Annotated in this window: 24 protein-coding genes; 14 read left to right on the top strand and 10 right to left on the bottom strand. The window is 60.2% G+C overall.

Annotated features, from left to right (window positions below; genetic code table 11):
- Positions 1–235 precede the first annotated feature (235 nt).
- The gene (locus tag D6877_RS08965; RefSeq protein ID WP_016774693.1) at positions 236–1,822 is read right to left on the bottom strand and encodes an ABC-F family ATPase; all 1,587 of its coding nucleotides are present in this window, start codon (positions 1,820–1,822) and stop codon (positions 236–238) included.
- 376 nt (positions 1,823–2,198) lie between these two features.
- Between D6877_RS08965 and D6877_RS08960 the strand changes: the two genes are divergently transcribed.
- The 4 genes from D6877_RS08960 (at position 2,199) to D6877_RS08945 (ending at position 6,806) form a co-directional block, all read left to right on the top strand.
- Positions 2,199–3,425, top strand: coding sequence for a zinc-dependent alcohol dehydrogenase (locus D6877_RS08960; protein ID WP_130910527.1), 1,227 nt, complete (start codon positions 2,199–2,201; stop codon positions 3,423–3,425).
- A 15-nt stretch (positions 3,426–3,440) separates the two neighbouring features.
- Complete coding sequence (locus D6877_RS08955) at positions 3,441–4,370, top strand: ZIP family metal transporter (protein ID WP_122698304.1); 930 nt, start codon at positions 3,441–3,443, stop codon at positions 4,368–4,370.
- Positions 4,371–4,479: 109 nt separating this feature from the next.
- Positions 4,480–5,847 carry an iron-containing redox enzyme family protein gene (locus tag D6877_RS08950; RefSeq protein ID WP_130910526.1) on the top strand — a complete coding sequence of 456 codons (1,368 nt, stop codon included), beginning with the start codon at positions 4,480–4,482 and terminating at the stop codon, positions 5,845–5,847.
- Between the two features lie 14 nt (positions 5,848–5,861).
- The gene (locus D6877_RS08945) at positions 5,862–6,806 is read left to right on the top strand and encodes a class I SAM-dependent methyltransferase (protein WP_130910525.1); all 945 of its coding nucleotides are present in this window, start codon (positions 5,862–5,864) and stop codon (positions 6,804–6,806) included.
- A 33-nt stretch (positions 6,807–6,839) separates the two neighbouring features.
- Here D6877_RS08945 and D6877_RS08940 read toward each other — a convergent pair whose 3' ends face one another.
- A complete protein-coding gene (locus tag D6877_RS08940; RefSeq protein WP_347233405.1) occupies positions 6,840–7,367 on the bottom strand; it encodes a short chain dehydrogenase in 528 nt (175 codons plus the stop codon).
- Between the two features lie 218 nt (positions 7,368–7,585).
- On the opposite strand from D6877_RS08940, the gene lpxO reads away from it, so the two are divergent.
- Positions 7,586–8,485: a lipid A hydroxylase LpxO gene (gene lpxO / locus D6877_RS08935; protein WP_130910523.1), complete on the top strand. Its 900-nt coding sequence runs from the start codon at positions 7,586–7,588 to the stop codon at positions 8,483–8,485.
- A gap of 132 nt (positions 8,486–8,617) precedes the next feature.
- On the opposite strand, the gene D6877_RS08930 is transcribed toward lpxO, so the two are convergent.
- Positions 8,618–9,484, bottom strand: a complete 867-nt coding sequence (locus tag D6877_RS08930; RefSeq protein ID WP_039762960.1) for a Ku protein — start codon at positions 9,482–9,484, stop codon at positions 8,618–8,620.
- 189 nt (positions 9,485–9,673) lie between these two features.
- On the opposite strand from D6877_RS08930, the gene D6877_RS08925 reads away from it, so the two are divergent.
- The 4 genes from D6877_RS08925 (at position 9,674) to nudC (ending at position 13,138) form a co-directional block, all read left to right on the top strand.
- Positions 9,674–9,994: a hypothetical protein gene (locus D6877_RS08925; protein ID WP_041480395.1), complete on the top strand. Its 321-nt coding sequence runs from the start codon at positions 9,674–9,676 to the stop codon at positions 9,992–9,994.
- Between the two features lie 52 nt (positions 9,995–10,046).
- A complete protein-coding gene (locus tag D6877_RS08920; protein ID WP_130910522.1) occupies positions 10,047–11,192 on the top strand; it encodes a PQQ-dependent sugar dehydrogenase in 1,146 nt (381 codons plus the stop codon).
- Positions 11,193–11,488: 296 nt separating this feature from the next.
- Positions 11,489–12,301 (top strand): crotonase/enoyl-CoA hydratase family protein, encoded by an 813-nt coding sequence (locus D6877_RS08915; RefSeq protein WP_130910521.1) that lies wholly within the window; start codon positions 11,489–11,491, stop codon positions 12,299–12,301.
- Between the two features lie 6 nt (positions 12,302–12,307).
- Positions 12,308–13,138, top strand: a complete 831-nt coding sequence (nudC, locus tag D6877_RS08910) for an NAD(+) diphosphatase (protein ID WP_130910520.1) — start codon at positions 12,308–12,310, stop codon at positions 13,136–13,138.
- On the opposite strand, the gene D6877_RS08905 is transcribed toward nudC, so the two are convergent.
- From D6877_RS08905 to D6877_RS08895, 3 genes are all read right to left on the bottom strand, one after another.
- Complete coding sequence (locus tag D6877_RS08905; protein ID WP_016774706.1) at positions 13,106–13,885, bottom strand: TSUP family transporter; 780 nt, start codon at positions 13,883–13,885, stop codon at positions 13,106–13,108. The genes nudC and D6877_RS08905 overlap by 33 nt on opposite strands.
- A gap of 246 nt (positions 13,886–14,131) precedes the next feature.
- A complete protein-coding gene (locus D6877_RS08900; protein WP_130910519.1) occupies positions 14,132–14,611 on the bottom strand; it encodes a nuclear transport factor 2 family protein in 480 nt (159 codons plus the stop codon).
- 54 nt (positions 14,612–14,665) lie between these two features.
- Positions 14,666–15,229 carry a TetR family transcriptional regulator gene (locus D6877_RS08895; RefSeq protein ID WP_130910518.1) on the bottom strand — a complete coding sequence of 188 codons (564 nt, stop codon included), beginning with the start codon at positions 15,227–15,229 and terminating at the stop codon, positions 14,666–14,668.
- Between the two features lie 215 nt (positions 15,230–15,444).
- On the opposite strand from D6877_RS08895, the gene pssA reads away from it, so the two are divergent.
- Positions 15,445–16,788 (top strand): CDP-diacylglycerol--serine O-phosphatidyltransferase, encoded by a 1,344-nt coding sequence (gene pssA, locus D6877_RS08885; protein ID WP_130910516.1) that lies wholly within the window; start codon positions 15,445–15,447, stop codon positions 16,786–16,788.
- Positions 16,789–16,893: 105 nt separating this feature from the next.
- Here the strand turns inward: pssA and efeO (D6877_RS08875) are convergent, their stop codons facing one another.
- From efeO (D6877_RS08875) to efeU, 4 genes are read right to left on the bottom strand one after another with little or no spacing between them, the layout of a single operon-like run.
- The gene (gene efeO / locus D6877_RS08875; RefSeq protein ID WP_130910514.1) at positions 16,894–17,718 is read right to left on the bottom strand and encodes an iron uptake system protein EfeO; all 825 of its coding nucleotides are present in this window, start codon (positions 17,716–17,718) and stop codon (positions 16,894–16,896) included.
- Between the two features lie 26 nt (positions 17,719–17,744).
- On the bottom strand, positions 17,745–19,043 hold the full coding sequence (efeB, locus tag D6877_RS08870; protein ID WP_130910513.1) for an iron uptake transporter deferrochelatase/peroxidase subunit: 1,299 nt from the start codon (positions 19,041–19,043) through the stop codon (positions 17,745–17,747).
- Between the two features lie 17 nt (positions 19,044–19,060).
- Positions 19,061–20,245 carry an iron uptake system protein EfeO gene (gene efeO / locus D6877_RS08865; protein ID WP_130910512.1) on the bottom strand — a complete coding sequence of 395 codons (1,185 nt, stop codon included), beginning with the start codon at positions 20,243–20,245 and terminating at the stop codon, positions 19,061–19,063.
- An 8-nt stretch (positions 20,246–20,253) separates the two neighbouring features.
- Positions 20,254–21,093 carry an iron uptake transporter permease EfeU gene (efeU, locus tag D6877_RS08860; RefSeq protein ID WP_130910511.1) on the bottom strand — a complete coding sequence of 280 codons (840 nt, stop codon included), beginning with the start codon at positions 21,091–21,093 and terminating at the stop codon, positions 20,254–20,256.
- A 272-nt stretch (positions 21,094–21,365) separates the two neighbouring features.
- Between efeU and D6877_RS08855 the strand changes: the two genes are divergently transcribed.
- From D6877_RS08855 to D6877_RS08840, 4 genes are all read left to right on the top strand, one after another.
- Positions 21,366–22,382: an AraC family transcriptional regulator gene (locus D6877_RS08855; RefSeq protein ID WP_130910546.1), complete on the top strand. Its 1,017-nt coding sequence runs from the start codon at positions 21,366–21,368 to the stop codon at positions 22,380–22,382.
- A 298-nt stretch (positions 22,383–22,680) separates the two neighbouring features.
- On the top strand, positions 22,681–24,345 hold the full coding sequence (locus D6877_RS08850) for an AMP-binding protein (RefSeq protein ID WP_130910510.1): 1,665 nt from the start codon (positions 22,681–22,683) through the stop codon (positions 24,343–24,345).
- An 18-nt stretch (positions 24,346–24,363) separates the two neighbouring features.
- Positions 24,364–25,125 carry an SDR family NAD(P)-dependent oxidoreductase gene (locus tag D6877_RS08845; RefSeq protein ID WP_122507340.1) on the top strand — a complete coding sequence of 254 codons (762 nt, stop codon included), beginning with the start codon at positions 24,364–24,366 and terminating at the stop codon, positions 25,123–25,125.
- 12 nt (positions 25,126–25,137) lie between these two features.
- Entirely contained in the window at positions 25,138–26,331 is a 1,194-nt protein-coding gene (locus D6877_RS08840) for an acetyl-CoA C-acyltransferase (RefSeq protein ID WP_130910509.1), read from the top strand.
- The last annotated feature ends 319 nt before the right edge of the window (positions 26,332–26,650 follow it).

The raw sequence follows: 26,650 nt of genomic DNA, 5'->3' as shown, positions 1-26,650 counted from the left end.
CGGGGCTGGGATAAAAGAAAGCAGGCTAACTACTTTCCCTTGGGATTGATGGGGCTGCTGACGGCCCCTTCGCGAGCAGGCTCGCTCCCACATTTGAAATGCATTCCCCCTGTGGGAGCGAGCCTGCTCGCGAATATCTGCGCACCCACAATTCCCAACCGCCGAATGCAAAAAGCCCCGTCACACGGACAGGGCTTTTAACTTGCAGCTTGCCGCTGGAAACTCGCAGCTGCCCTTAAAAAACAACGCCCTGGCTACGCAGGTAGTCATCATAAGTGCCGCTGAAGTCGGTCACGCCGTTCGGGCTCAGCTCGATGATGCGCGTGGCCAGGGACGATACGAACTCACGGTCGTGGCTGACGAAAATCAGCGTGCCCGGGTAGTTTTCCAGCGCCAGGTTCAGCGCTTCGATCGATTCCATGTCCAGGTGGTTGGTCGGCTCGTCCATGATCAATACGTTCGGCTTTTGCAGGATCAGCTTGCCGAACAGCATGCGGCCTTGCTCACCACCGGAGATGACCTTGACCGACTTGAGGATCTCGTCGTTGGAGAACAGCATGCGGCCCAAAGTACCGCGAATCATCTGCTCGCCCTGGGTCCACTGACCCATCCAGTCGAACAGGGTGACGTCGTCTTCGAAGTCGTGAGCGTGATCCTGAGCGTAGTAGCCCAGCTCGGCGGCGTCGGTCCATTTCACGCTACCGGCATCCGGGGTCAGTTCGTTGACCAGGGTGCGCAGCAGGGTGGTCTTGCCGATACCGTTCGGGCCGATGATCGCAACGCGCTCGCCGGCTTCAACCTGGAAGCTGAAGTCCTTGAACAGTGGCTTGCCATCGAAACCCTTGGCCATTTTCTCGACCATGACCGCCTGACGATGCAGCTTTTTGTTCTGTTCGAATCGAATGAACGGGCTGACGCGGCTGGAAGGCTTGACCTCGGCCAGCTGGATCTTGTCGATCGCTTTGGCGCGGGAGGTGGCCTGCTTGGCTTTCGAGGCGTTGGCCGAGAAGCGGCTGACGAACGACTGCAGCTCGGAAATCTGCGCTTTCTTCTTGGCGTTGTCCGACAGCAGTTGCTCGCGGGACTGGGTCGCCACGGTCATGTATTCGTCGTAGTTGCCCGGGAACAGACGCAGCTCGCCGTAATCCAGGTCAGCCATGTGCGTGCACACGCTGTTCAGGAAGTGACGGTCGTGGGAGATGATGATCATCAGGCTGTTACGCTGAGTCAGGATGTTTTCCAGCCAGCGAATGGTGTTGATGTCCAGGTGGTTGGTCGGTTCGTCGAGCAACAGCACTTCCGGATCGGAGAACAGTGCCTGCGCCAGCAACACGCGCAGTTTCCAGCCTGGCGAAACTTCGCTCATCGGGCCGAAATGCTGTTCCAGCGGAATGCCCAGACCCAGCAACAGTTCGCCGGCGCGGGATTCGGCGGTGTAGCCGTCCATCTCGGCGAACTCGGTTTCCAGCTCGGCAACGGCCATGCCGTCTTCTTCGGACATTTCCGCCAGCGAGTAGATGCGATCGCGCTCGGCCTTGACCTTCCACAGCTCTTCGTGACCCATGATCACGGTGTCGATCACGGTGAATTCTTCGTAGGCGAACTGATCCTGGCGCAGCTTACCCAGACGCACGTTCGGCTCGAGCATGACCTGACCGCCGGACGGATCGAGATCGCCGCCGAGGATTTTCATGAAGGTCGACTTGCCGCAACCGTTGGCACCGATCAGGCCGTAGCGATTGCCTGCGCCGAATTTGACCGAAACGTTTTCGAACAGCGGCTTGGCGCCAAACTGCATCGTGATGTTAGCTGTGGAGATCAATTACCTTACCTATCAATGGGTTAGAGCTGGTCTGTGGTGCCTGGTACCGGACTTGAGTACCAATCTGGAGCTTTTCCAGCTCCCCCCAGTCTGTGCTTGAGTTGAGCCAACGCGCATAAGCCGTCCGCAACTGGGGCCGTTGAAGGCAAGCTGCTGAGCGACGAGTACGGGGTTCTTGTTGGACATTGGCGCGCATTGTCGCATAACTCAGACGGCAGTTATATGGCAGGCAAACGGACGTACACATCGGCTCGTCCGAGAAGCGATCGACATCCGCTGATCAAAATCTCGAAAACCCGAATGAACTCACTCGACCATTTTCACTTCGGAAAGTGGAGCAGTAGCCATTTTCGTTCAAACGAGTGAGGACCAAGCCATGCGAGCAATGACCTATCACGGCGCCCATGACGTGCGCGTCGAAACCGTACCGGACCCGAAACTTGAAGCCGCCGACGACATCATCCTGCGCGTCACCGCTACCGCCATCTGCGGATCGGACCTGCACCTGTATCGAGGCAAAATACCCACCGTCGAGCACGGCGATATCTTTGGCCATGAGTTCATGGGCATCGTCGAAGAAACCGGCCCAGCCGTCACCGCTGTGCAGCGCGGCGACCGTGTGGTGATTCCGTTCGTGATCGCCTGTGGCGATTGCTTTTTCTGTCAGCAAGAGCTTTACGCCGCCTGCGAGACCACTAATGAAGGCCCCGGCGCGGCGCTGAACAAGAAAATGATTCCGCCGCCAGCAGCGCTGTTTGGCTACAGCCGTCTGTATGGCGGAATTCCCGGTGGCCAGGCGGAGCTGGTGCGCGTACCGAAAGCCAACACCGGGCCGTTCAAGGTGCCGGGCACGCTGTCGGACGAGAAAGTGCTGTTTCTCTCTGACATCCTGCCGACTGCCTGGCAGGCGGTGATCAACGCCGGCGTCAAACAGGGTTCGAGTCTGGCGATTTATGGTGCCGGGCCGGTCGGTCTGCTCACCGCAGCCTGCGCCAGGATGCTCGGCGCTGAGCAGATCTTCATGGTCGACCATCACCAGTACCGCCTCGATTACGCCCAGCGCACCTACGGCGTGATTCCGATCAACTTCGATGAAGACGATGACCCGGCTGACACCATTACCAGCCAGACCCCGGGCCATCGCGGCGTCGATGCGGTGGTCGATGCCGTAGGCCTTGAAGCCAAGGGCAGCACCACCGAAACCGTCATGGCTACACTCAAGCTTGAAGGCAGCAGCGGCAAAGCCTTGCGCCAGTGCATCGCCGCAGTCCGGCGCGGTGGTGTGGTCAGCGTTCCGGGCGTATATGCCGGGTTCATCCATGGTTTTATGTTCGGCGATGCTTTTGACAAGGGCCTGACCTTCAAAATGGGCCAGACTCATGTTCAGCGTTTTCTGCCGGAACTGCTTGGCCACATCGAAACCGGCAAGTTGCAGCCCGAAGCGATCATCACCCACAGGCTGTCGCTGGAGCAGGCCGCCGAGGGCTACAAGATCTTCAATAAAAAACAGGAAGAATGCCGCAAGGTGATTCTTACCCCGGGTGGCAGCGATGTTCCGCTGGCGCAGTTGGATGAAACCACGCCGTTCGCACCGGCCACCTGAAACCGAGGAGTTTTCATGGCGCTACCGTCATCTTCATTCGCAGCTCCCGTACGCGCATGGTTCGTGAACCTTTCGCGTACGGGCTGGGGAGGGCGCATTTTCTGGCTGACCCTGGTCGGTGTAACCGTGTTGCTGTTGATCAGTGGCTACACCGGTTTGGTCAGTACAGGCCGCGACACCTTGCGCCTCGCCACACTTGGCGGACTGTCGGGTTTTGCCGCCACGGCAGTCGGTGCGTTATTGGCCCTGGCGTTGCGGGCGATTACTTCGCGAACCCAGGACACCATGCTCGGTTTCGCGGCGGGGATGATGCTGGCAGCCAGTTCCTTTTCACTGATCCTGCCGGGCATTGCGGCGGCGAAGGAGGCGGTGAGCAGTCCCATGCTCGCCGCTGCCGTCGTTGTGGCCGGCATGGCCTTGGGCGTGGCGTTGATGGTCGGCCTCGACCGTTTCGTTCCTCACGAACATGAAAAAAGCGGCCGGCGCGGCCCGGAAGCCAAGCGCTTCAATCGGGTCTGGCTGTTCGTGCTGGCGATCACCCTGCACAACCTGCCGGAAGGCATGGCGATCGGCGTCAGCTTCGCCACCGGCGACATGAAAATCGGCCTGCCGCTGACCACTGCGATCGCCATTCAGGACATCCCCGAAGGTCTGGCCGTGGCGTTGGCGCTGCGGGTGACCGGAATTTCCGCAGTGCGTGCAGCGTTGATCGCCGCCGCTTCAGGATTGATGGAACCGTTGGGCGCGATCATCGGTTTGGGCATCACCAACAGCTTCGCGCTGGGCTTCCCGGTGGCGATGGGCCTGGCCGCCGGCGCGATGATTTTCGTGGTGTCCCATGAAGTGATTCCGGAAACTCACCGCAACGGCCACGAAACGCCTGCCACGCTTGGGCTGATGCTTGGCTTCGGCGTAATGATGTTTCTCGACACGGCTTTGGGTTAGTCAACCATCCACACCACTGAGCGCATCGCCCCGCACAAAAAAGGAATTTTTTTCAGCGCCAATCACTCTTTCGTTTATAGGCAATGCCAATAACGCAGGGGAATGAGTCATGTCGCTGATCGAAATCCCGACCAGGAAGTCTTCGGGTAAAACATCCACGCCGGCGGATACCGAGCGCCGGCTCTATGACCGATTGTTGGCAGAAGACTCCACGGCTGACCGTGCGGCACTGGACTTTCTCCGTCGGCAACTGAGCAAGGCGGCTGCACTGTTTGACGATTTGCCGGCCAGCGCCGAAGAGCTGCTGCAATGGTCGGAAACCCGGTGCGCCAGAGTTGCTGCCGAATACGCTGAGTACCTCGAACAACGCCAGCAAGGTGCACCACGGCGCTATTTCCGCAACAAGTCACACGCGTTGTATTTCATCTTGCATGTGGCACCGACCAAAGAGGTCGATGGCGCTTGGCTGGCCGGGTTGCTGCCGCAGTGGCAGGACCCGCGTTTCGACGATTTGCTCGATACCTATCTGGAAGAGTTGGGCGAAGGTGTTCCTCGGCAGAATCACGTGGTGATCTACCGCAAATTGCTTGCCGAGCACGATTGCTCTGACCTCAGCGGCCTCGCTGACGAATACTTCCTGCAAGGCGCGGTGCAGTTGGCGCTGGGGCGCTTCGGCGGACAGTTTCTGCCGGAAGTCATTGGCTTCAACCTCGGCTACGAGCAACTGCCGCTGCACTTGTTGATCAGTGCTTATGAGCTGGCTGAACTGGGCATCGATCCGCACTATTTCCGCCTGCACGTGACCATCGACAACGCCAGCACCGGCCACGCGCGCAAGGCTGTGCAATCGATGCTTGAGCTGATGCCGCTGGGCGAAGAGCGCGATGAGTTCTATCGGCGCATGGCCATCGGTTATCGCCTGAATGACATCGGCAAGGGCACAACCGCCGTGATTACAGAGTTCGATCTGGACCACGAAGTCATCGCCATGCTTGAGCGCAAGGCTGTCTTTGGCCGGCACATGCATTCCGATTACTGCCGCATCGAAAACCGCACCATCAATCAATGGCTGGCCACGCCGGGGCAAATGGGCGAATTCCTTGCAGCTCTGGAGCGCAAGAGCTGGATCAAGCGCGGCGAGGCGGTGGAAGAAAGTCGCTTCTGGCGTTTGATCGACGGTAGCGATGCGGCGATGTTCGGGGTGTTCAACGGCTATGAGAAACAGCTGCTGCGCGACTGGATCACTCAGGATTGCCCGGCATCGCGACCTCGGCCTTACGTACGCCGCGAAGCTGCGGTAGAGGAAACCTTTGACGATGATGCCGATCTGCTCAATCTGGAAGCGGCACTGGCCGACAAACCTGCTGCCGAGCAAATGGCGTTGTTGACGCCGTGGCTGCAACCGCAGCGACACTGGCGCCCGGCCGGACTTTTTGCGACGCGTCGCTTCATCCAACTGCGCGCCCGCTTGCGTTGAAACAAGGAGGCTTCATGTCGGCACAAGAAACATCGGACAGAGCGCTGTTCGAGCTGGGCAAGCGCCTGCTCGACAGTGGTTATCACTTCATTACTCCAACGCCATTGACTCACGAACGATTTCTGCAGCGCTTTGCCACGCCGTTGGCCAAGGATCTGCGCGATGTGTTTGGTTGGTCGATGCCGTTTCCTTCAGAGCTATTTTGCGCAGAGGAACTGGCCACGCTGGAGCAGGCCGGCGTAGTCGAACGCGATGGCGCCGTGTGGCGCAGCCATGTGCGCTGGTCGACGCTGAATGACCGGTTGTTCGCCCATTCGGCGTTCCCGACGACGGCGAGTGACGCAGTGTTCTTCGGCCCCGACACTTATCGCTTCGCCCAGGCCATCGAAGCGCAATTGCAGCAACGTTTTTCGCCGATCAGACGCGCGGTGGACATCGGCTGCGGAAGCGGCGCCGGCGCGGTGGTCATGGCCAAGGCACGTCCTGATGCCGACGTGCTGGCGGTCGACATCAATCCGCGGGCGCTGCGCATGAGTGCGGTTAACGCCGAGCTGGCGGGCGCAAACAATGTGTCGGTGTATCACAGCGATCTGCTCGCCAGTGTCGAAGGGCAGTTCGATCTGATCATCGCCAATCCGCCGTACATGAACGACGAACAACAGCGCGCCTATCGCCACGGCGGCGGGGCGCTGGGTGAGGGTTTGTCGGTGCGGATCGTGCGTGAGGCTTTACCGCGTCTGGAAGTCGGCGGCACGTTGCTGGTGTACACCGGCGTGGCGATCGTCGCCGGGCACGATCCGTTCCGCGAGGCCGTGGCGCCTCTGCTCAAGGGCGAGCGTTTCGGCTGGACCTATCGCGAGCTTGATCCGGACGTTTTCAGCGAGGAATTGCTCAAGCCTGAATACGAGCGCGCCGAGCGAATCGCCGTGGTCGCACTGACGGTAACCCGCGAGCAGTGACCGATAGTTGGGCCACTGCTTGCGCGGTGGCCTTCAGCGATTTCTGATGCGCGAGATCGTCAGCAGGCAAACCCCTACCAGCATCGCAGCCCCGGCCACCAGAAGCGGTGAAGGGCGAATTGGCTGCCGCGAGATGCGCTCAATGCGCCCGGCGAGGGAAGCGCGCACTGGCGCAGCAGGTTCCGCCAGATAAGGCGCTTCTTCGATCTCCAGGCGTAAGCCGTCCGGCATTACCAGCGTCAGCCCTTCGATCGTGCCGGCAATTCTGCCCGGATACACCGGCTCACCGGTCGGGTCGAGCTGGTCGTAGAAGAATATTTGCCCTTCAAGCCAGCCGATGGCGGTCTGCAACTCGGGTCCCAGGTAATACTTTCCATCGAGAAAAAAGCCAGAGAATTGCGGCGCGCGTTCGACACTTTCAATGCGATAGCGCTGACCTGGTTTCATACCGGTTTGTGGGGCGATCATGAGGGTTCCTCCCATTGTTGATAAGCGATAGAGGAGTGCGTGCGAAGCGTGGTTCCATCGAAATGAGCAATGGCCGTTGCGCCTGTTTTTCATGTACCGCAGCTATTACACAAAAGATCTGCAAGACAGTTTTTCACACTTGAGAGTTCACTACCGGTTACAAAGTGTGGCTAAAATGCCACCCTTCACCGAGCGCCCGGAAACGGCGCGGGCCAAGGACGCGCCCTGTGCATCAAGACCGCTGCATAAGACGCTGGGCTCAAGGCCGCCACGCGCGCAGTTTGTTCACTTTTGACGTGTGACTCTTTTCCGTGAAACTCATCATTGCCGCTGTTTATGTCATTTCAATTGCCTACGTTCACCTGCGTGGACGCGTGCGCCACAAACTGGGCCGGCAATTGAGTGACCATTCGACGTTTCTCGCCCCGATCAATTGCTTTCTCTATCTGTTTTCGAAGATTCCCAACAAGCCCTATCTGAACCCGGCAGACTTTCCCGACCTGAGCCCATTGCAGGCGCACTGGCAAGAGATTCGCGAGGAAGGCCAGAGTCTGCTGCGTGCCGGCGAGATCAAGCGCTCGAATCAGTATGACGATGTCGGCTTCAACTCTTTCTTCAAGACTGGCTGGAAGCGCTTCTACCTCAAGTGGTACGGCGACAGTCACCCCTCGGCGATGAAGCTGTGCCCGCGCACCACCGAACTGGTGCAAAGCATCGGCTCGATCAAGGCGGCAATGTTTGCCGAGCTGCCACCGGGTTCGAAACTGGTGCGCCATCGCGATCCGTACGCGGGTTCCTACCGTTATCACCTGGGCCTGGATACGCCGAACGATCCTGGCTGCTACATCAACGTCGACGGCGAGAACTATCACTGGCGCGATGGCGAAGCGGTGATGTTCGACGAGACGTTTATTCATTACGCCGAAAACACCACGGATCAGAACCGGATCATTCTGTTCTGTGACATTGAGCGGCCGCTGAAATACCGCTGGGCCGCGGCGTTCAATCGCTGGTTCAGCCGCACGGTGATGTCAGCGGCAGGCGCGCCGAATGATGCGGGGGACAAGACCGGTGGGATCAACCGCTTGTTTACGAAGATCTACAAGATTCGTTTGCGCGGCAAAGATCTGAAGAAGCGCAACCGTACGCGTTACTACTTGGAAAAATGGGCGATTTTTGCCGCGTTGTTGGCGATCTTTATTCTGATCTGAAGATTTCCGGAGTCAGTACCGCCTCTTCGCGAGCAAGCTCGCTCCCACATTTTGGAATGCGTACCCCTGTGGGAGCGAGCCTGCTCGCGAAGGCGGCCTTCAGCTGCAAATCATTTAGATCTGATTCAACACTCACTCCCCGGACGCCTTCCGAGTCTTCTTCGCCGGCGCCGCCTTGCTGGTTGATTTGGCCTTGGGCTTGGCCGGTGCCTTGCCGCCGAGGCTGCGTTTAAGCAGCTCGGTCAAGTCGATAACATCGGCAGTCTTGCGCTCTTCCTCGCCAGTGGCGGTCTCGACGTCCTCGATCTTGCCTTCATGGGCTTTCTTCTCGACCAGCGCCATGATCTTGTCTTCGAACTCGTCCTTGTAGTCTTCCGGCGACCACTCCGAGGTCATGTCTTCAACCAGACGTTTGGCCATGTCCAGCTCACCCTTGGCCAACTGCGGCTTGGTCACTTCACTGCCCAGCGCCAGTTCATCAAGGCTGCGCACTTCCTGTGGCCAGCGCAGCTTCACCAGAACCAGCGCCGACTCCAGCGGCATCAACGCGGCCAGGTATTGGCGGGTATGCAGGACGACACGGGCGAGGGCGACCTTGTTGGTTTTGCTTAGCGTCTCGCGCAGCAACGCGTAAACCTTGCCACCGCGCTTGTCCGGCGCCAGGTAGTAGGGCGTATCGATGTTTTGCAGTGGAATCTGTTCGGCGTCGACGAAAGAAAAAATGTCGATGGTCTGCGTGGAAACGGGGTGCGCCGAGCGGATTTCTTCCTCGCTGAGCACCACGTATCGGCCCTTTTCGTAGGCCACGCCTTTGACGATGTTTTCTTTGGTGACTTCCTTGCCGGTGACCTTATTGATGCGTTTATAGCCCACCGGGTCCATGCTGCGGCTGTCGAGCCAATCGAAGTCCACGCCTTGGGACGACGTCGCTGAAACCAGCGCCACGGGGATGTGTACCAGTCCAAAACTGATTGCGCCTTTCCAGATTGCCCGAGCCATGACTTGTCCTCCGAGTGATGATCAGGTGACCCGTGGCGCGGTGAGAAAGTTTCCAGTGATTGCGCAGCGTCAAGCGGTACGGTCAAGCCGTGTTACATGTTGTTTAAGACGCGAGGGTTAACAAATCCGAACCCACGGCGTAGCGTGGGCTCCAAGGCTCTAGTCCACGCACATCGAGAGGTATTCCTCATGAACCGCTTTCTGATTGGCATCGCCGTCCTCGCCCTCAGTGGCGGTCTGGTGCATGCCGATGTCGTGCTGGCGCAAAGCCCCACCGGCAACAGCAATAACCCTTACAACAGCCCGATCCGCCGGGCCAACCCCAACAGCATGCAGGGCACCCAGCCCAGTGCTCCGCCCCTTCGCGGGCCGAACACCGTTCCCGTGCCACGTCAGCCAACCGTTGAAAATCGCGGTATCGGCAATGGCCAGCCCATTCGCTCGGTGCCGAGCAATCCGCCAACCTTCATTCCCAACCCGCCCCCACGGGGCACCGGCAGCAACCGTTGAACGGCGGGACTGAGGTCCTGTCAGCCTTTCACACGAACAAAAGGAATCGTGCATGTTGCGTAAAACCCTTATAGCCACCTGCTGCGCCGCCGCGCTGATAAGTGCCCCGGCCTTCGCCGCCGCGCCTAAAGAGCTGAAAAGCGAACAGGGCATTCTTGAAGTCACCACCATTGCCCAAGGCCTGGAACATCCGTGGGCGCTGGCGTTTCTGCCTGATCAGAAGGGCATGCTGGTGACCGAACGCCCGGGGCATCTGCGGGTCGTCAGCAAGGACGGCAAACTGTCGGAGCCGATCAGTGGCGTGCCGCAAGTCTGGGCCAAAGGGCAGGGCGGGTTGCTTGATGTGGCGCTGTCGCCAGACTTCAAGCAGGACCGTATGGTCTACCTGTCGTACGCAGAAGGCGGCGGTGAGGGCGGCAAGGCTGGTACGGCGGTAGGGCGCGGACGGCTTTCCGATGACCTGAAGACGCTGAAGGACTTCAATGTGATCTTCCGTCAGGAACCGAAACTATCGGTGAGCAACCACTTCGGTTCACGGCTGGTGTTCGATCGCGACGGGTATCTGTTCATCACCCTCGGCGAAAACAACGATCGGCCGACGGCGCAGGACCTCGACAAGTTGCAAGGCAAAGTCGTACGCATCTTCCCGGACGGCAAAGTGCCAGACGATAACCCTTTCGTTGGCCAATCCGGTGTCCGGCCTGAAATCTGGTCCTATGGCCTGCGCAACCCGCAGGGCGCGGCGCTCAATCCGTGGACCGGCACGCTGTGGGAGAACGAACACGGACCACGTGGCGGTGACGAAGTGAACATCATCGAGCGCGGCAAAAACTATGGCTGGCCGTTGGCGACCCATGGAATCAATTACTCGATGCAGCCGATTCCGGAAGCCCAAGGCAAGACTGCTGAAGGCACCGTGGCGCCGCACCATGTCTGGGAAAAATCCCCCGGGGTTACCGGCATGGCGTTTTACGATGCCGATCGCTTCACGCCGTGGCAGCACAACGCGTTTATCGGCGCACTGGTGACCCAGGAACTGATTCGCCTGCAATTTGATGGCGACAAAGTCGTGCATGAGGAGCGTTTGCTGGGTGAGTTGAACAAGCGGATACGCGATGTGCGCCAAGGGCCGGATGGCTATCTGTATGTGCTGACGGACGAAGAGAATGGTTCGCTGTACAGGCTGGGGCTGAAATGATTGCGTGCGGTGAATGATCCGACGCCTTCGCGAGCAGGCTCGCTCCCACATTGAAATGCAGTCTCCCTGTGGGAGCGAGCCTGCTCGCGAAGAGGCCCGCATATTCCGCAGACTTGATCGTTCCCACGCTCTGCGTGGGAATGCAGCCCGGGACGCTCTGCGTCCCAAAAGATCGCAGCCTTCGGCAGCTCCTACATATGGGGCGCGCCAGTCAGTCCCGCATTTGGCCGAACCGCCGCCCCGTTGCCTTGTTATAGTTCGGGCCTTATTTCCCAGCCCGGTAAAGGATCACTGCCATGACTCAATACTCCGCCTTCAGCGTCGAACTGGCCGATAAAATCGCGCATGTGCAGATCAATCGCCCGGAAAAGATCAACGCAATGAACGCGGCGTTCTGGAGCGAGATTGTCGAGATCTTTCAATGGATCGACGATACCGACGAAGTCCGCGTGGTAGTCCTCAGCGGTAATGGCAAACATTTTTCTTCCGGCATCGACCTGATGATGCTTGCGGGTGTCGCCAATGAACTGGGCAAGGACGTGGGCCGCAATGCGCGCCTGTTGCGGCGCAAGATCCTCAATCTGCAAGCCTCGTTCAACGCCGTCGACAACTGCCGCAAACCGGTGCTTGCTGCGATTCAGGGCTATTGCCTGGGCGGGGCGATTGATCTGATCTCAGCCTGCGACATGCGCTACGCCGCCGAGGACGCGCAGTTCTCGATCAAGGAAATCGATATCGGCATGGCCGCTGACGTTGGCACATTGCAACGGTTGCCGCGAATCATCGGAGACGGCATGCTGCGTGAACTGGCTTACACCGGTCGCACCTTTGGCGCCGCGGAAGCACGCAGCATGGGCCTGGTCAACCGGGTCTACAGCGACAAGGACACGCTGCTCGAAGGCGTGTTCGACATCGCCCGGGACATCGCTGCCAAGTCGCCGATTGCCGTGACCGGCACCAAGGAAATGATCAGCTACATGCGCGACCATCGCATCGACGATGGTCTCGAATACGTTGCCACCTGGAACGCCGCCATGCTGCAATCCACCGATCTGCGCGTGGCCATGGCCGCCCATATGAGCAAACAGAAACCCGAATTTCTGGATTGAGTAAACATGACCTCTCGCTGGACCACTGCAGTACTCGACACCGATCAACCCGGCGGCTGGGCCGTAGCGCGCAGCCCGGAAGGCTTCCTGTTCGATGACAACGGCGCACTGTTCCCGCGCGAGTGGCTCAAGCGCCAGGATCTCTCGGTACTTGCTGAGCACGGTATTGGTCATCTCGATGGCGAGCCGGTGTATCTGCTCGAGTTGCGCAGCGTCAGCGAAGTGCCCGGTTGCGGCTGGAAAGGCTTGCGGGCGTTCATGCTAGAGAGCGATCACACCCTGTACAAAGTGCTCGGTTACGCCGCACAGATCGGCACCTGGGCGCGCGAGCATCGCTTCTGCGGCAACTGTGGCCAGCCGATGACGCAAGTACCGCGCGAACGAGCGATGTATTGCCAGCCGTGCGATCTGCGCAGCTATCCGCGCATCTCACCGAGCATGATCGTGCTGATCACCCGTGGCGACGAAATTCTTCTGGCACGCTCGCCGCGTTTCGTCACCGGGGTTTACAGCACGCTGGCCGGCTTCGCCGAGCCGGGGGAATCAGCCGAGGATTGCCTGATTCGTGAAGTTCGCGAGGAAGTGCAGATCGAAGTGAAGAACATCCAGTACATCGGCAGCCAGTGCTGGCCGTTCCCGCATTCGATGATGCTCGGCTTCCATGCCGAATATGCCGGTGGCGAGATTGTCTGTCAGGAAGACGAGATCGAAGACGCCCAGTGGTTCAACGTGCACGAGTTGCCGCCGTTGCCAGCGTCGCGTTCGATTGCCCGTTACCTGATCGACGTCTATGTGGCGCGGCGCTTAGGCCACGCTGAACCAGTGTTGCCAGGCTAGGCGCACGGTCAGGCCGAGCACTACGGTGATGAATACCGGACGAATGAATTTGGCGCCGCCGCTGATCGCGGTGCGCGCGCCGAAGAAAGCCCCGACCATCACCGACAGGCCCATGCACAGGCCGATGATCCAGTCGACTTGTCCGGAGAAGATGAACACCGACAGCGCCGCGATGTTGCTGACGAAGTTCATGCTCCGCGCCACGCCGCTGGCCTTGACCAGATCGATCGGGTACAGCAGCAGACTGCTCACCGTCCAGAACGCCCCCGTGCCGGGTCCCGCCACGCCATCATAGAAGCCGAGGCTGAAGCCTTGGGTCGATTGCCATTTCTTTTTGATCGGCGCGTCGCTGTCCAGCGGCGCTTTCGGCGTGCCGCCAAACAGCAAATACAGGCCACAGGCGAAGACGATCACCGGCAGCATTTTGTTCAGCCACTCGGCCGGCAGGTAATGCGCAACCACCGCGCCAGTGAGCGCACCGACCAGTGTGCCGACAATCGCGTGGGTCCACTGGCGTGGGTGGAACAGTTTGCGCTTGTAGAAGGTGAAGCTGGCGGTCGCCGAACCGAAGGTCGAGCTCAGCTTGTTGGTGCCTAGCACCAGATGCGGCGGCAGGCCCGCCGTCAGCAGCGCCGGCGTGGTCAACAGACCGCCACCGCCAGCGATGGCATCGATGAAACCGGCAAGGAAGGCAACAGCAGCCAGAATGGCCAGGGTGGTGAGGTCAACGCTGAGTTCGAAAGGCATGGAGTCGGCTTATTCGGCAAGGCGCAGAACATGGGCTGCGGGGAGGGCGGCTATGTTACCTGTATCGAACTGTTGCGGCGAGCCAGAGCATGCCATTGCCGATTGCATTTGGAATGCGTTCCCGTGCAGGAGCTGCCGAAGGCTGCGATCTCCTGGGGCGCAGAGCGTCCCGGTTGTTGCGCGTGGGAGCGATCAAATCAAGATCAAAAGATCGCAGCCTTCGGCAGCTCCTACACGGGGTAGCCTTTAAAGACCGAGTTCACTTAGCCCCGGATGATCATCCGGCCGGCGGCCCAGCGGCCAGTGGAATTTGCGTTCGCTTTCCTTGATCGGCATGTCATTGATGCAGGCATAGCGCTGGAACATCAGGCCGTTTTCGTCGAACTCCCAGTTCTCGTTACCGTACGAGCGGAACCAGTTGCCCGAATCGTCGTGCCATTCATAGGCATAACGCACCGCGATACGCGTATCGGAGTAGGCCCAGAGTTCTTTGATCAAACGATAATCCAGTTCCTTCGCCCATTTGCGCGTCAGAAACGCCTTGGCCTCTTCGCGGTTGTTGGCGAACTCGGCGCGATTGCGCCATTTGGTGTCGAGGGTGTAAGCGAGCGAAACCTTTTCCGGATCGCGGCTGTTCCAGCCATCCTCGGCCAGACGCACTTTCTCGATGGCTGAAGCATGGTTGAACGGGGGCAATGGCGGACGTATCTGGGCTGCAGTCGACATGTTCAATCTCCTGATTCATTTAATGTTTGAACAACAAGTCCGGCTTGCTAAGAGTTACAGGCCCAATAACTTTCGCGCCATGCATTGCGCATTATCGGCGGCACTGTGATCACCCATCACAAGCGCTACGGTAATGGCGCCTTCAATCAGGATCAGCAACTGTCTGGCCAGCAGTTGCGGATCCTCGGCGCCATATTCGGTACATAGCTCGCACACGTAGTCGAGCAGCTTCTGTTTGTGTTCTTTGGCCACCAGTCGCACTGGATCCTGTGGATCACCGGTTTCGCCGCTGGTGTTGATGAAGGCGCAGCCGCGAAAGCCTTCCGAGTCGAACCAGCCCTTGAGCACGGTAAACAGGTTGAGCAGGCGATCGGCCGGGGTTTCGGCCTGGTGGACAGCACTTGTGAACCAGTGCATCCAGCGAATATCGCGTCGCTGAAGGGCTGCGACAACCAGTGCGTCCTTGTCGGCAAAGTAACGGTAGATGCTTTTTCTGGAGACGCCGGCGGTCTTCACCAGAAGATCCATGCTGGTGGCAGCGATGCCACTTTTGTAGATCAACTTTTCGGTGACATCCAGAATGATGTCGCGTGTGTCATTGCTGATTGATTCGTTCATGTGGCGAACAGTAGAACGACTGTTCTCCTTGGTCAAGCGAATTTCTTCAGCGTGTGTGAAAACGCTTTCGCGAGCACGCTCGCTCCCACAGGGGAATGCATTTCAACGGTGGGAGCGAGCCTGCTCGCGAAGGGGCCATTACGGACACTGACAAGACCCGGCGCAGACGATGGTGTAAGCTCTCAAACTCTTCGGAATCGAACCTTGCGAGCCTTATGCCGTTGCTTTTCAAACGTTCTCTGCTGCCCAAACTGCGCAGCTTCGCGCTGACCGCCGAGGCGGTGAGCATTCTGTCCAGTGCTGCCGAATTCCGACGCTGCCTGCTCGAGCAAATCGCCGCAGCGACCCAGCGCATCTACATCGTCGCGCTGTATTTGCAGCAGGACGAAGCCGGCCAGGAAATCCTCGATGCCCTGCACGCGGCCAAGCTCAAGCGTCCCGAGCTGGAAATCGCCGTGGTGGTTGACTGGTTGCGCGCCCAGCGCGGTCTGATTGGCGCGGGCAAGCAGCCGGGCAACGCCGCCTGGTATCAGGACATGACCCGCACACATCAGAGCGAAGTGCCGATCTACGGCGTGCCGGTGCAGACCCGCGAGCTGTTCGGCGTGCTGCACCTCAAAGGCTTCGTGATTGACGACAAGGTGGTCTACAGCGGCGCGAGCCTCAACAACGTTTACTTGCACAAACTCGACAAGTACCGTTTCGACCGTTACCACGTGCTGCACAGTCGCGAGCTGGCGGATTCGATGCATCACCTGGTCAAGCATGGCCTGATCGAATCGAAAGCCGTGCACCGCCTCGACCTGCCCAACCTGCCGACTACCCGCAGCCTGCGCAACGACATCGGTGACCTGCGCAGCCGTCTCAAATACGCGACTTATGACACCGGCGCCGGCAGCACCAGCCGGGAAGGGCTGTCGGTCACGCCACTGCTCGGCGTCGGCAAGAACAACCCGCTGAACCGGGCGATTCTCGAGCTGATCGCCAGCGCGCAAAAGCAGCTGACTATCTGCACTCCGTACTTCAACCTGCCCCTGGGCGTGATCCGTGAGATCAATCGAGCGCTGGCCCGTGGCGTGAAGATCGATATCGTGGTCGGCGACAAGACCGCCAACGATTTCTACATTCCGCCGAGCGAGCCGTTCAAGGTGATCGCTGCGCTGCCTTATCTGTACGAGATCAGCCTGCGCCGCTTCGCCAAACGCCACCAGCACAGCATCGACAGCGGCCAGTTGAACCTGCACCTGTGGCGCGACGGTGACAACACCTATCACCTCAAAGGCATGTGGATCGATCAGCGCTACACCTTGCTGACCGGCAACAACCTCAATCCGCGCGCGTTCCGCCTCGATCTGGAAAACGCGCTGCTGATCGACGATCCGAAAGGCGAATGGCTGGAGCCACGGGCGAAAGAGCTGGAAAATATTTTCTGCCATACCACGCGGATCGACAGTTTCCAGACCCTGGAGACGCTGCCGGATTACCCGGCAGGGGTGGCGAAGTTTCTCAAGCGGGTGAGTCGGGTGAGGATTGAGCGGTTGCTCTACAGGATTCTCTAGAGCGTCCGGAATTGCTTTCGCGAGCAGGCTCGCTCCCACAGGGAAATGCATTCCAACTGTGGGAGCGAGCCTGCTCGCGAAGGGGCCAGACCAGAGGCTAAAAAATCAATTCAGACCCAACTTCCCGCGCATCATCGAAAGATCCTCCGCCAGCGTATTCACCGGCCCGACCAGCGCCTTGCGGTCGTTGTCCTTGACCTTGTCGTAGGTATCAAACCCGCCATCCGCCGTCTTGTACTTGGCCAGAATCCTGTCGACCGTGGCGAAGTTCTTGTCGACTTTCGCTACGAACGTCTTGTCCTGCTGTTCGATCTGCGGGCGGAACAGATCGACGATCTTCTTGGCGCCGTCGATATTGCCCTGGAAGTCATACAGATCGGTGTGGCTGTAGCGGTCTTCCTCGCCGGAAATCTTCGTCGCCGCCACTTCTTCCAACAGTGCGGCAGCGCCGCCAACGACTTTCTCCGGCGGGAAGGTCAGACCGGCCACACGGGTTTGCAGATCCTGCACGTCTTTGTTCAAACCGTCGGCCAATGCGTCCAGGCCTTTGGTGGATTTCTCCGCGAACAACGAATATTCGATCCGGTGAAATCCAGTGAAGTCTTCAGCCTTTACGCCTTTTTCGTGATCGTCGACGCGAGAATCGATGGACGCATCGAGATCGCTGAACAGCTCGGCAATTGGCTCGATCGACTCGTAATACACCCGCGTCGGCGCGTAGAGCTTCTGCGCCGTTGCCAGATCGCCTTTCTTCACCGCGTCAGTGAACTGCTGGGTGTGGCTGGCCAGGTCATCGAGCTTTTCGGTGACGTAAATCTTGTAGTCCGACACCGGCCCCACCAGATCCAGCGGCGCGGTCGCGGCGAACGCCGACAGCGGGGTGTTGAGCAAACCAAGGGTCAGCAATAACGCGAGTGGCGTCTTTTTCATGGGGCGGCTCCAGTGTCGGTTGGGTGTCATGCGGTTTTGTTTTGGGAGGTGGCAGCGAGTAACGAGCGACCGATGAAGTCGTCATCGCCGGTAGCGCCGGGCAGGGTGAAGAAGTAACCGCCGCCGACCGGTTTGAGGTATTCCTCGAGCGGTTCACCGTTGAGGCGGGTTTGCACGGTGATAAAGCCTTTTTCCAGATCGGCCTGGTAGCAGATGAACAGCAGGCCCATGTCGAGCTGGCCGTTCTTGTTGACGCCGTTGGAATAGTTGAACGGCCGGCGCAGGATCAGATTGGCCTGGGTCGCGGCGGTGCGCGGGTTGGCCAGACGAATGTGCGCATCGAGCCTGGTCAGCTTGCCGGCCGGATCCTTGCTGTAATCCGGCACTTCGCTTTCCTTGTGGCCGCCGATGGGCGCGCCGCTGCTCTTGACCCGGCCGAGAATGCTTTCCTGCTCCTGCAACGGCGTGCGATCCCAGCGCTCGACGAAGTTGCGGATGATGCGCACCGCTTGATAACTGCCGTGGGCAGCCCAGGCCGGTTCGTCACTGTCCGGTTGTACCCAGACAATCCGCTCCATGGCCTTGGCGTCGTTGGAATCAGGGTTGGCCGAGCCATCGCGAAAACCGAGAAAGTTGCGCGCCGACTGCGCCGGTACACCGGGTTTGGCCGGGGCTTGCGGCGGGACGCTGCCTTCCTGTTTCCAGCGCACCAGCAACAGATCAGGAAGATTCTTGACGATGTCGCGCAGGGCGTGAATGTTGGTGTCGGCGGTGTTGGCGCAGAACTGCAGGCTCAGATCGCCATGGCAGCAATCAGCGTCCAGCGCATCATTGGGAAAGCCGACCATGCGTTGCAGGCGCTTGGGCTTCACCGCTGCCAGACCGAAGCGTTCGTCGAACAGCGAGTCGCCGACGGAAACGGTGATGGTCAGGTTGTCCGGGGTGACCACCGGGCCGAGGATGCCGGAGTCCGGCGGCGGCAGTTTCGGGTCGATCTGCGCGACCGGGCCGCCCTTCATCAAAAACGCGATGCGTTCGTTGAGGGTGCGGAACAGCCGCTCGAGGTCTTCGCGATCGCTGGCCAGCACATCGAACGCCACCAGCATCCCGGAGGCCGGGCGCGGGGTGACGATGCCGGCCTGGTGCACACCGTGAAAATCGTGGCGGTCTTCGGTCTTGTCGCTGCTCGGCGCTTCGGTGACTTGCGCAGGCAGCGCGGCCATGGCCGGGCAGCTCAGCGCCGATCCGGCAAGGGCGACGCCGGCGGCGCCCATGCCCATCAGCACGCGACGTCGTTGCAGGTTGAGAGGTTCTGAATCGTTCATCTGTCGTGGTCTTCTGCTTACAGGCCGGAAAGGCCGAGGGCGGGGTCGATGCCATCCATTGCCGTCGCCAGAGCCTTGGCTTTGGCGGCGATCTGCTGGCGTTGCGCGGCGGTCACGGCGTCGTAACTGACGTAGCCATCGGCGGATTTGTACGCGTTGAGCTGGTTGTCGAAGTCACTCATGGCCTGGTCGATATTCCCCAACACGTCAGCGGAGGATTTGCTCAGCATCGGGCGCAACAGGTCGACGACCTTGCGCGCGGTCTGCGCGTTGGCGGCGAAACCGTTGAGATCGCTGTGGCTGTAGCGTTCTTCCTCGCCGCTGCCGGCGCGCACATCGGCGAGGCTGTTGAGGTTGCGCACGAGGATGCTGACCAGTTGCTCCGGCGGCAGCGACTGCGCGAGCAACTGTTGCTTGAGGGTGGTGACATCAGCGAGCAAGCGCTGGGCAATCGGCGCGACATCGTCGAGTTTGCGTTGCTCGAACAGCGCATATTCGAGGCGATGGAAACCGACAAAGGCCGGATCCTGCTCGCGCTTTTCGAAATAATCGGCACGGGCATTGATGTGGTTGTCCAGCTCGGCCAGGCGCTGCGCCGCCGGCGCCAGACGCTGATAAGCGGCACGCGCCGGCAGGTACAGCGCTTGCGCCTGTTCCAGATCACCACTGGCGATCGCCTGATTCAGCGCCGTCGCCGCTTTGATCAACGCGCTGCCCTGAACGGCCAGATACACGCGAAACTCCGACAGCGGCCCGACGAAAGCCACCATCGACGGCTTGGCCTTGGCGGCGGCATCGGAAGCGGCCGTCGGTGTGACGTGCAAAGTGCCGCGCGGGTTGCTGAGCAAGCCGCAGGTGATCGCATAGTCGCCCGGTTGCAGATTGGCGTTGATCACCTGGCTCAGGCCCGGCGCGATGTTTTCCCGCTCTTCGACCACCAGCACGCCGTCGAGAATTTCCCACTCGACCGCACGCTCGGAGCGGTTGACGATGCGGAAACTGGCGCGGCCGGCGGGCACGGTCAGTGCGTTCGGCTCGCAACTGTGCGGGTGGATGTTAACGACGATTTCGTCGTGGTTGTGCTGACGCTTGGCGGCGGCCATGTTCGAGGCGTACCAGAACAGCCCGCCGGCGGCGATCATCAGCAGCACCGAGCCGGCCAGCGCCCAACGCAGGGCCGGAGGGGTTTGGATAGTAGACATGAAGGGCCTTATTGGCTGGAAACGGAAGTGGTTGGCGTCGCCTGGCGAGGCGCGGGCATGAAGAACATCACCAGTGCCAGCAGCAGATAAATCAGGTACGCGCCCAAGGTGCTGACGGTCGGCGCATCCTGATAACCGAACATGCCGGCCAGCACCGAGCCCAGCGGGCCGTCCATCGGCAGCGTCGCGCTGAAGTCGAACAGCACCGTTTGCAGGTGATTCCACAGCCCCGCTTCATGCAGCGCCTGCACCGAGTTGGCGAGAATCCCGGCAGCGACCACGAGGATGAACAATCCGGTCCACTTGAAGAACGCCGAAAGATTGAGGCGCATGCTGCCGCTGTAGATCAGGAAACCGACGATCACCGCCAGGATCAGGCCGAGCAGGGCACCGATCGGCGCGCCCGGGCCTTCGCTCTGCTGGAACACCGCGAGCAGGAAGAACACCGTCTCCAGACCTTCGCGAGCAACAGCGAAGAAGACCATGCCAATCAATGCAATCACCTGATGCCTGGATTGCGTCAGCGCCTGATCCAGCGAGGCTTGCAGCGAGTGCTTGATCGACCGCGCGACCTTGCGCATCCAGAACACCATCGAACTGAGAATGCCCACGGCGACCAGACCGACCACGCCTTCGAACAGCTCCTGCTGCTTTTGCGGGAATTCAGCGCTCACCAGCTCCAGGCCACCACCGACCAGCAGGGCAAGGGCGGCGGCGAGGAAGACGCCGATCCATACCACTGGCATCCATTGGCCGCGGCCGGTCTGTTGCAGGTAACTGGCAATGATGCCGACGATGAGCGCGGCCTCGATGCCTTCGCGCAACATGATCAAAAAGGGAACGAGCATTGGCGAGCCACAGCGATTTAGATAGGAGGCTAAGTTGTAACATAATGACACTCATTCCCAAATGGCATTCATTGACATTTAGCTGAACCTTAGCTGAACAACTGTGATTCCTGTGGGAGCGAGCCTGCTCGCGAATGCGGTATGCCTGTGACATTTCTTTATCTGACACACCGCGTTCGCGAGCAGGCTCGCTCCCACATTGGCCCTGCGGTGACTTCCGCAGCTGGGTTAAGATGCCCACCACCGAAAAACAACAAGGCTCACCTCGCTCCATGGCGGAAAAAGACACCATTGCCATTCAACTGGTGCGCGAAGCGCTGCTGCAAAGTTGCGCCCCGGGCGCGGCGACGGATGAGGCGTTGAGCAAGGTCGGCATCGAACCGGCTTTGTTAGCGGCCGATGAAGGCAGGGTGCCGGCCTCGCAATACGCCAGACTCTGGCGCCTGCTGGCACGACGCGGTGATGACGAGTTCTTCGGCATGGACCCACGCCCGCTCAAGTCCGGCAGCCTGGCATTTTTGTGTCGCAGCGCCATGGCGCAACCGACGCTGGCGGCGGCGCTGGATACCGGCTTGACGTTCCTGTCGCTGATGCTGGAAAAACTGCCGGCGCAACTGGTGCATCAGCAGAGCCTTGCGGAAATCGTCCTGCTCGAAGATGACGCCGAACCGCGCCGCGCCTTCACCTATTTCACTTACTGGATGATCGTGCACGGCGTGGCCTGCTGGCTGGCCGGGCGGCGGATTCCGATTCTCGCCATTGAACTGCGCTGCGCGGAGCCGGATTTCACTGACGACTACCGGGTGATGTTTTCGGAAAACCTGCGCTTCGAACGTCCGCGCACACGAATGATCTTTTCCGCTGATTGCCTCGATCTGCCGATCAAGCGCAGTGCCGAAGAACTCAAGCGCTTCCTGGCCCAGGCGCCGGCGAACATTCTGGTCAAGTACCGCGACCCCGACAGCCTCGCCAGCCGGATCAAGCACGATCTGCGGCAAGTGCCCGCCGAGCATTGGCCGGAAACCGAGGCGCTGGCCCAGCAACTGTGCATGTCCGCGTCGACCCTTCGCCGGCGACTGGCGGAGGAAGGGCAGACCTATCAGGGCCTCAAGGACAGTGTGCGCAAGGAGCTCGCAATCACCTGGCTGGCAGAGCCGTCGATCAGTTTCGTCGAGATTGCTGCACGGCTGGGTTTTGCGGATGCCAGTTCGTTCTACAAGGCGTTTCGCAAATGGTCCGGGTCGAACCCGGGGCATTACCGCACACTGATCCTCAATGAGGTGGTCTGACCCGACGCCTTCGCGAGCAGGCTCGCTCCCACACTTTGAAATGCATTCCGCTGTAGGAGCTGACGAGTGCAACGAGGCTGCGATCTTTTGATTTTGGTTTTCACAATCCAGATCAAGATCAAAAGATCGCAGCCTCGTTGCACTCGTCAGCTCCTACAGGGGACGCGGCCCCAACCTCTTGGCCAAACCAGTCAGCCACTTTGATAACTTTGACCATTGCCCCAAGCCCCGCGCGGCGCGACTATCCCTGTGTTGTTTACGGTTCCCAGCCTAATAAAAACACCGAGGGATTCTGGCAATGCGCGATTACTTGTCTGCTACCGAACAGTTCGATTATCAGCACACCGTCGACGCGGCACTCAGCGGCACGCTTGCGGCACTCAACGCCTGCGTCGAATGTTGCGACCGCCATGCCTTGCCCGGGCGCATTGCGTTGTTCTGGGAAGGTCGCGACGGTTCAAGTGCGACTTACACCTTCACTGATCTGCTAGACAAAGCCGCGCGTTTCGCCAATTACCTCCTCGCCCAAGGCGTGCAAAAGGGCGACAAGGTCGCCGGCCTGCTGCCGCGCAACGTCGAATTACTCATCACCGTGCTCGCCACTTGGCGCATCGGCGCGGTGTACCAACCGCTATTCACCGCGTTCGGCCCCAAAGCCCTCGAACATCGCCTGAACAGTTCCGGGGCGAAAGTCGTGGTCACCGACGCGGTCAATCGGCCCAAGCTCAATGAAGTCAGCGCATGCCCGACCATCGTCACCGTTGGTGGCGCCAAAGGTCAGGGCATCGTTCGTGGTGATTTCAGTTTCTGGGCTGAGCTGGCCAACTATTCCAATGTCTGCGAACCGGTATTGCTGACCGGCGAAGACCCGTTCCTGCTGATGTTCACTTCGGGCACCACGGGGCCGGCGAAAGCGCTGTCAGTGCCGCTCAAAGCCATCGTCGCCTTTCAGAGCTACACCCGTGATGCGGTGGACCTGCGCCCTGAAGATGCGTTCTGGAATGTTGCCGATCCGGGCTGGGCGTACGGGATTTATTTCGGTGTGACCGGGCCGTTGGCGCTGGGTCACCCGATCACCTTCTACGATGGCCCGTTTACCCTCGAAAGCACCTGCCGGGTGATCAACAAATACGCCATTACCAATCTCACCGGCTCGCCCACGGCCTATCGTTTGCTGATTGCCGGTGGCGAGGATTTCGCCACATCGATCAAGGGCAAACTGCGCATCGTCAGCAGCGCCGGTGAGCCGCTGAACCCGGAAGTGATCCGCTGGTTCGCCGACAACCTCGACGTGGTCATTCACGACCATTACGGCCAGACCGAACTGGGCATGGTGCTGTGCAACCACCACGGCCTCGAGCACCCGGTGCATGTCGGCGCCGCCGGTTTCGCTTCGCCGGGCCATCGCATCGTCGTGCTCGATGAGCAATACAACGAACTCGGCGTCGGTCAGCCGGGCATTCTCGCCATCGACCGCCCGCAGTCGCCGATGTGCTGGTTCGGCGGCTACGAAGGCGCGCCGACCAAGGCCTTCGTCGGCGACTACTACCTGAGCGGCGACACCGTGGAGTGGAACCCGGACCGCAGCATCAGCTTCGTCGGCCGCAGTGATGATGTGATCACTACTTCCGGCTACCGCGTCGGCCCGTTCGACGTGGAAAGCGCCCTGATCGAACACCCGGCCGTGGTCGAGGCGGCGGTCGTCGGCAAACCCGACCCGGAACGCACCGAACTGGTCAAAGCCTTCGTCGTGCTGAGCGCGCAGTACCGCGCCGCGCCGGAGCTGGCCGAAGAACTGCGCCAACACGTACGCAAGCGTCTGGCCGCGCATTCGTACCCGCGTGAAATCGAATTTGTCAGCGAATTGCCTAAGACCCCGAGTGGCAAATTGCAGCGCTTTATCTTGCGCAACCAGGAAATCGCCAAGGCTCAAGAGGCCGCGGCGCACAACGTTTCAGCTTGAATCCAAGGAAACACCGTCATGCAGATCGAGAACAAGGTTTTTATCGTCACCGGCGGCGCATCAGGCCTCGGTGCCGCCAGCGCTGAATTGCTGGTCAGTGCCGGCGCCAAAGTCATGCTGGTCGACATGAACGCCGAAGCCGTCGCCGCTCAGGCTCAGCGCCTGGGTGCGCAAAGCGTGGTTGCCGACATCAGCAATGAAGCCGCCGCCGAAGCCGCTGTGCAGGCGACCGTTGCCGCGTTTGGCAGCGTCAATGGCCTGGTCAATTGCGCCGGCATCGTCCGTGGCGAAAAAATCCTCGGCAAGAACGGCCCGCACGCACTCAGCAGTTTCGCGCAAGTGATCAACGTCAACCTGATCGGCAGTTTCAACATGCTGCGCCTGGCCGCTGCGGCGATCGCCGAGAGCGAAGCCAATGCTGACGGCGAGCGTGGCGTGATCATCAACACCGCCTCGGTCGCAGCGTTTGACGGCCAGATTGGCCAGGCTGCGTACTCGGCATCCAAAGGCGCGATCGCCAGCCTGACCCTGCCGGCCGCCCGCGAACTGGCGCGCTTCGGCATCCGCGTGATGACCATCGCACCGGGCATTTTCGAAACGCCGATGATGGCCGGCATGACCCCGGAAGTGCGCGACTCGCTGGCCGCCGGCGTGCCATTCCCGCCGCGTCTGGGCAAGCCCGCCGAATACGCCGCGCTGGTGCGCCACATCATCGAAAACAGCATGCTCAACGGTGAGGTGATCCGTCTCGACGGCGCCTTGCGCATGGCCGCCAAGTAAGGAGGATTTGTCATGACTATGTCCAATGATCCGATTGTTATCGTCAGCGCCGTCCGCACACCGATGGGCGGTTTTCAGGGCGAGCTGAAAAGCCTTACCGCACCGCAACTCGGCGCGGCGGCGATCAAGGCTGCGGTCGAACGCGCCGGTGTAGCCAGCGACGCGGTTGATGAAGTGCTGTTCGGCTGCGTACTGCCTGCCGGCCTCGGCCAGGCGCCGGCACGTCAGGCCGCACTCGGCGCCGGGCTGGATAAATCGACGCGCTGCACCACGGTCAACAAGATGTGTGGCTCGGGCATGCAGACCACCATCATGGCCCACGATATGCTGCTTGCCGGCAGTGCCGACGTGGTGATTGCCGGCGGCATGGAAAGCATGTCCAACTCGCCGTACCTGCTCGATCGCGCCCGCGCCGGCTATCGCATGGGCCATGGCCGCGTGCTCGATTCGATGTTCCTCGACGGCCTCGAAGACGCCTACGACAAGGGCCGCCTGATGGGCACCTTCGCCGAGGATTGCGCCGAGGCCAACGGCTTCAGCCGCGAGGCGCAGGACGCTTTCGCCATTGCCTCGACCACCCGCGCACAACAGGCGATCAAGGACGGCAGCTTCCACGACGAAATCGTCCCGCTGACGGTGACCGTGGGCAAAGAGCAGGTAGTGATCAGCAACGATGAACAGCCGCCAAAAGCCAAACTCGACAAGGTTGCCTCGCTGAAACCGGCGTTCCGCGAGGGCGGCACGGTCACCGCAGCCAACTCCAGTTCGATCTCCGACGGCGCGGCGGCGCTGGTGCTGATGCGCCAGTCCCACGCGCAGCAATTGGGCCTCAAGCCACTGGCGGTGATTCATGGCCATGCTGCGTTCGCTGATACCCCAGGCCTGTTTCCCACCGCACCGATTGGCGCGATCAAGAAACTGGTGAAGAAGACCGGTTGGGCGCTGGATCAGGTTGATCTGTTTGAAGTGAACGAGGCGTTCGCGGTGGTCGGCATGGCGGCGATGACGCACCTGGAGATTCCCCACGACAAGCTCAACGTGCACGGCGGCGCCTGCGCGCTGGGCCATCCGATCGGTGCGTCGGGGGCGCGGATTCTGGTGACGTTGCTCGCGGCGCTGCGGCAGAAACAACTCAAACGCGGCATTGCAGCGATCTGCATTGGCGGCGGCGAAGCCACGGCCATGGCGGTGGAATGCCTCTACTGACCCACCCAAATCCCTGTAGGAGCTGACGAGTGCAACGAGGCTGCGATCTCTTGATCCTGCTTTCAAGATCAAGATCAAGATCAAAAGATCGCAGCCTTCGGCAGCTCCTACAGGGAAGGCGGTGTGACTGGAATTGAATGCCTCTACTGGCCCACATAAATCCCATGTAGGAGCTGACGAGTGCAACGAGGCTGCGATCTCTTGATCTTGCTTTCAAGATCAAGATCAACATCAAAAGATCGCAGCCTTCGGCAGCTCTTACACTCAAGGAATCACCATGATCCCCAACGAAGACCAAACCCAGATCCGCGACATGGCC

The organism is Pseudomonas sp. Sample_9 (assembly GCF_004307535.1).
Taxonomy (GTDB): domain Bacteria; phylum Pseudomonadota; class Gammaproteobacteria; order Pseudomonadales; family Pseudomonadaceae; genus Aquipseudomonas; species Aquipseudomonas mercuritolerans.
The sequence above is the reverse complement of the archived record's forward strand: the minus strand, read 5'-3'. Positions and strand labels throughout refer to the sequence as shown.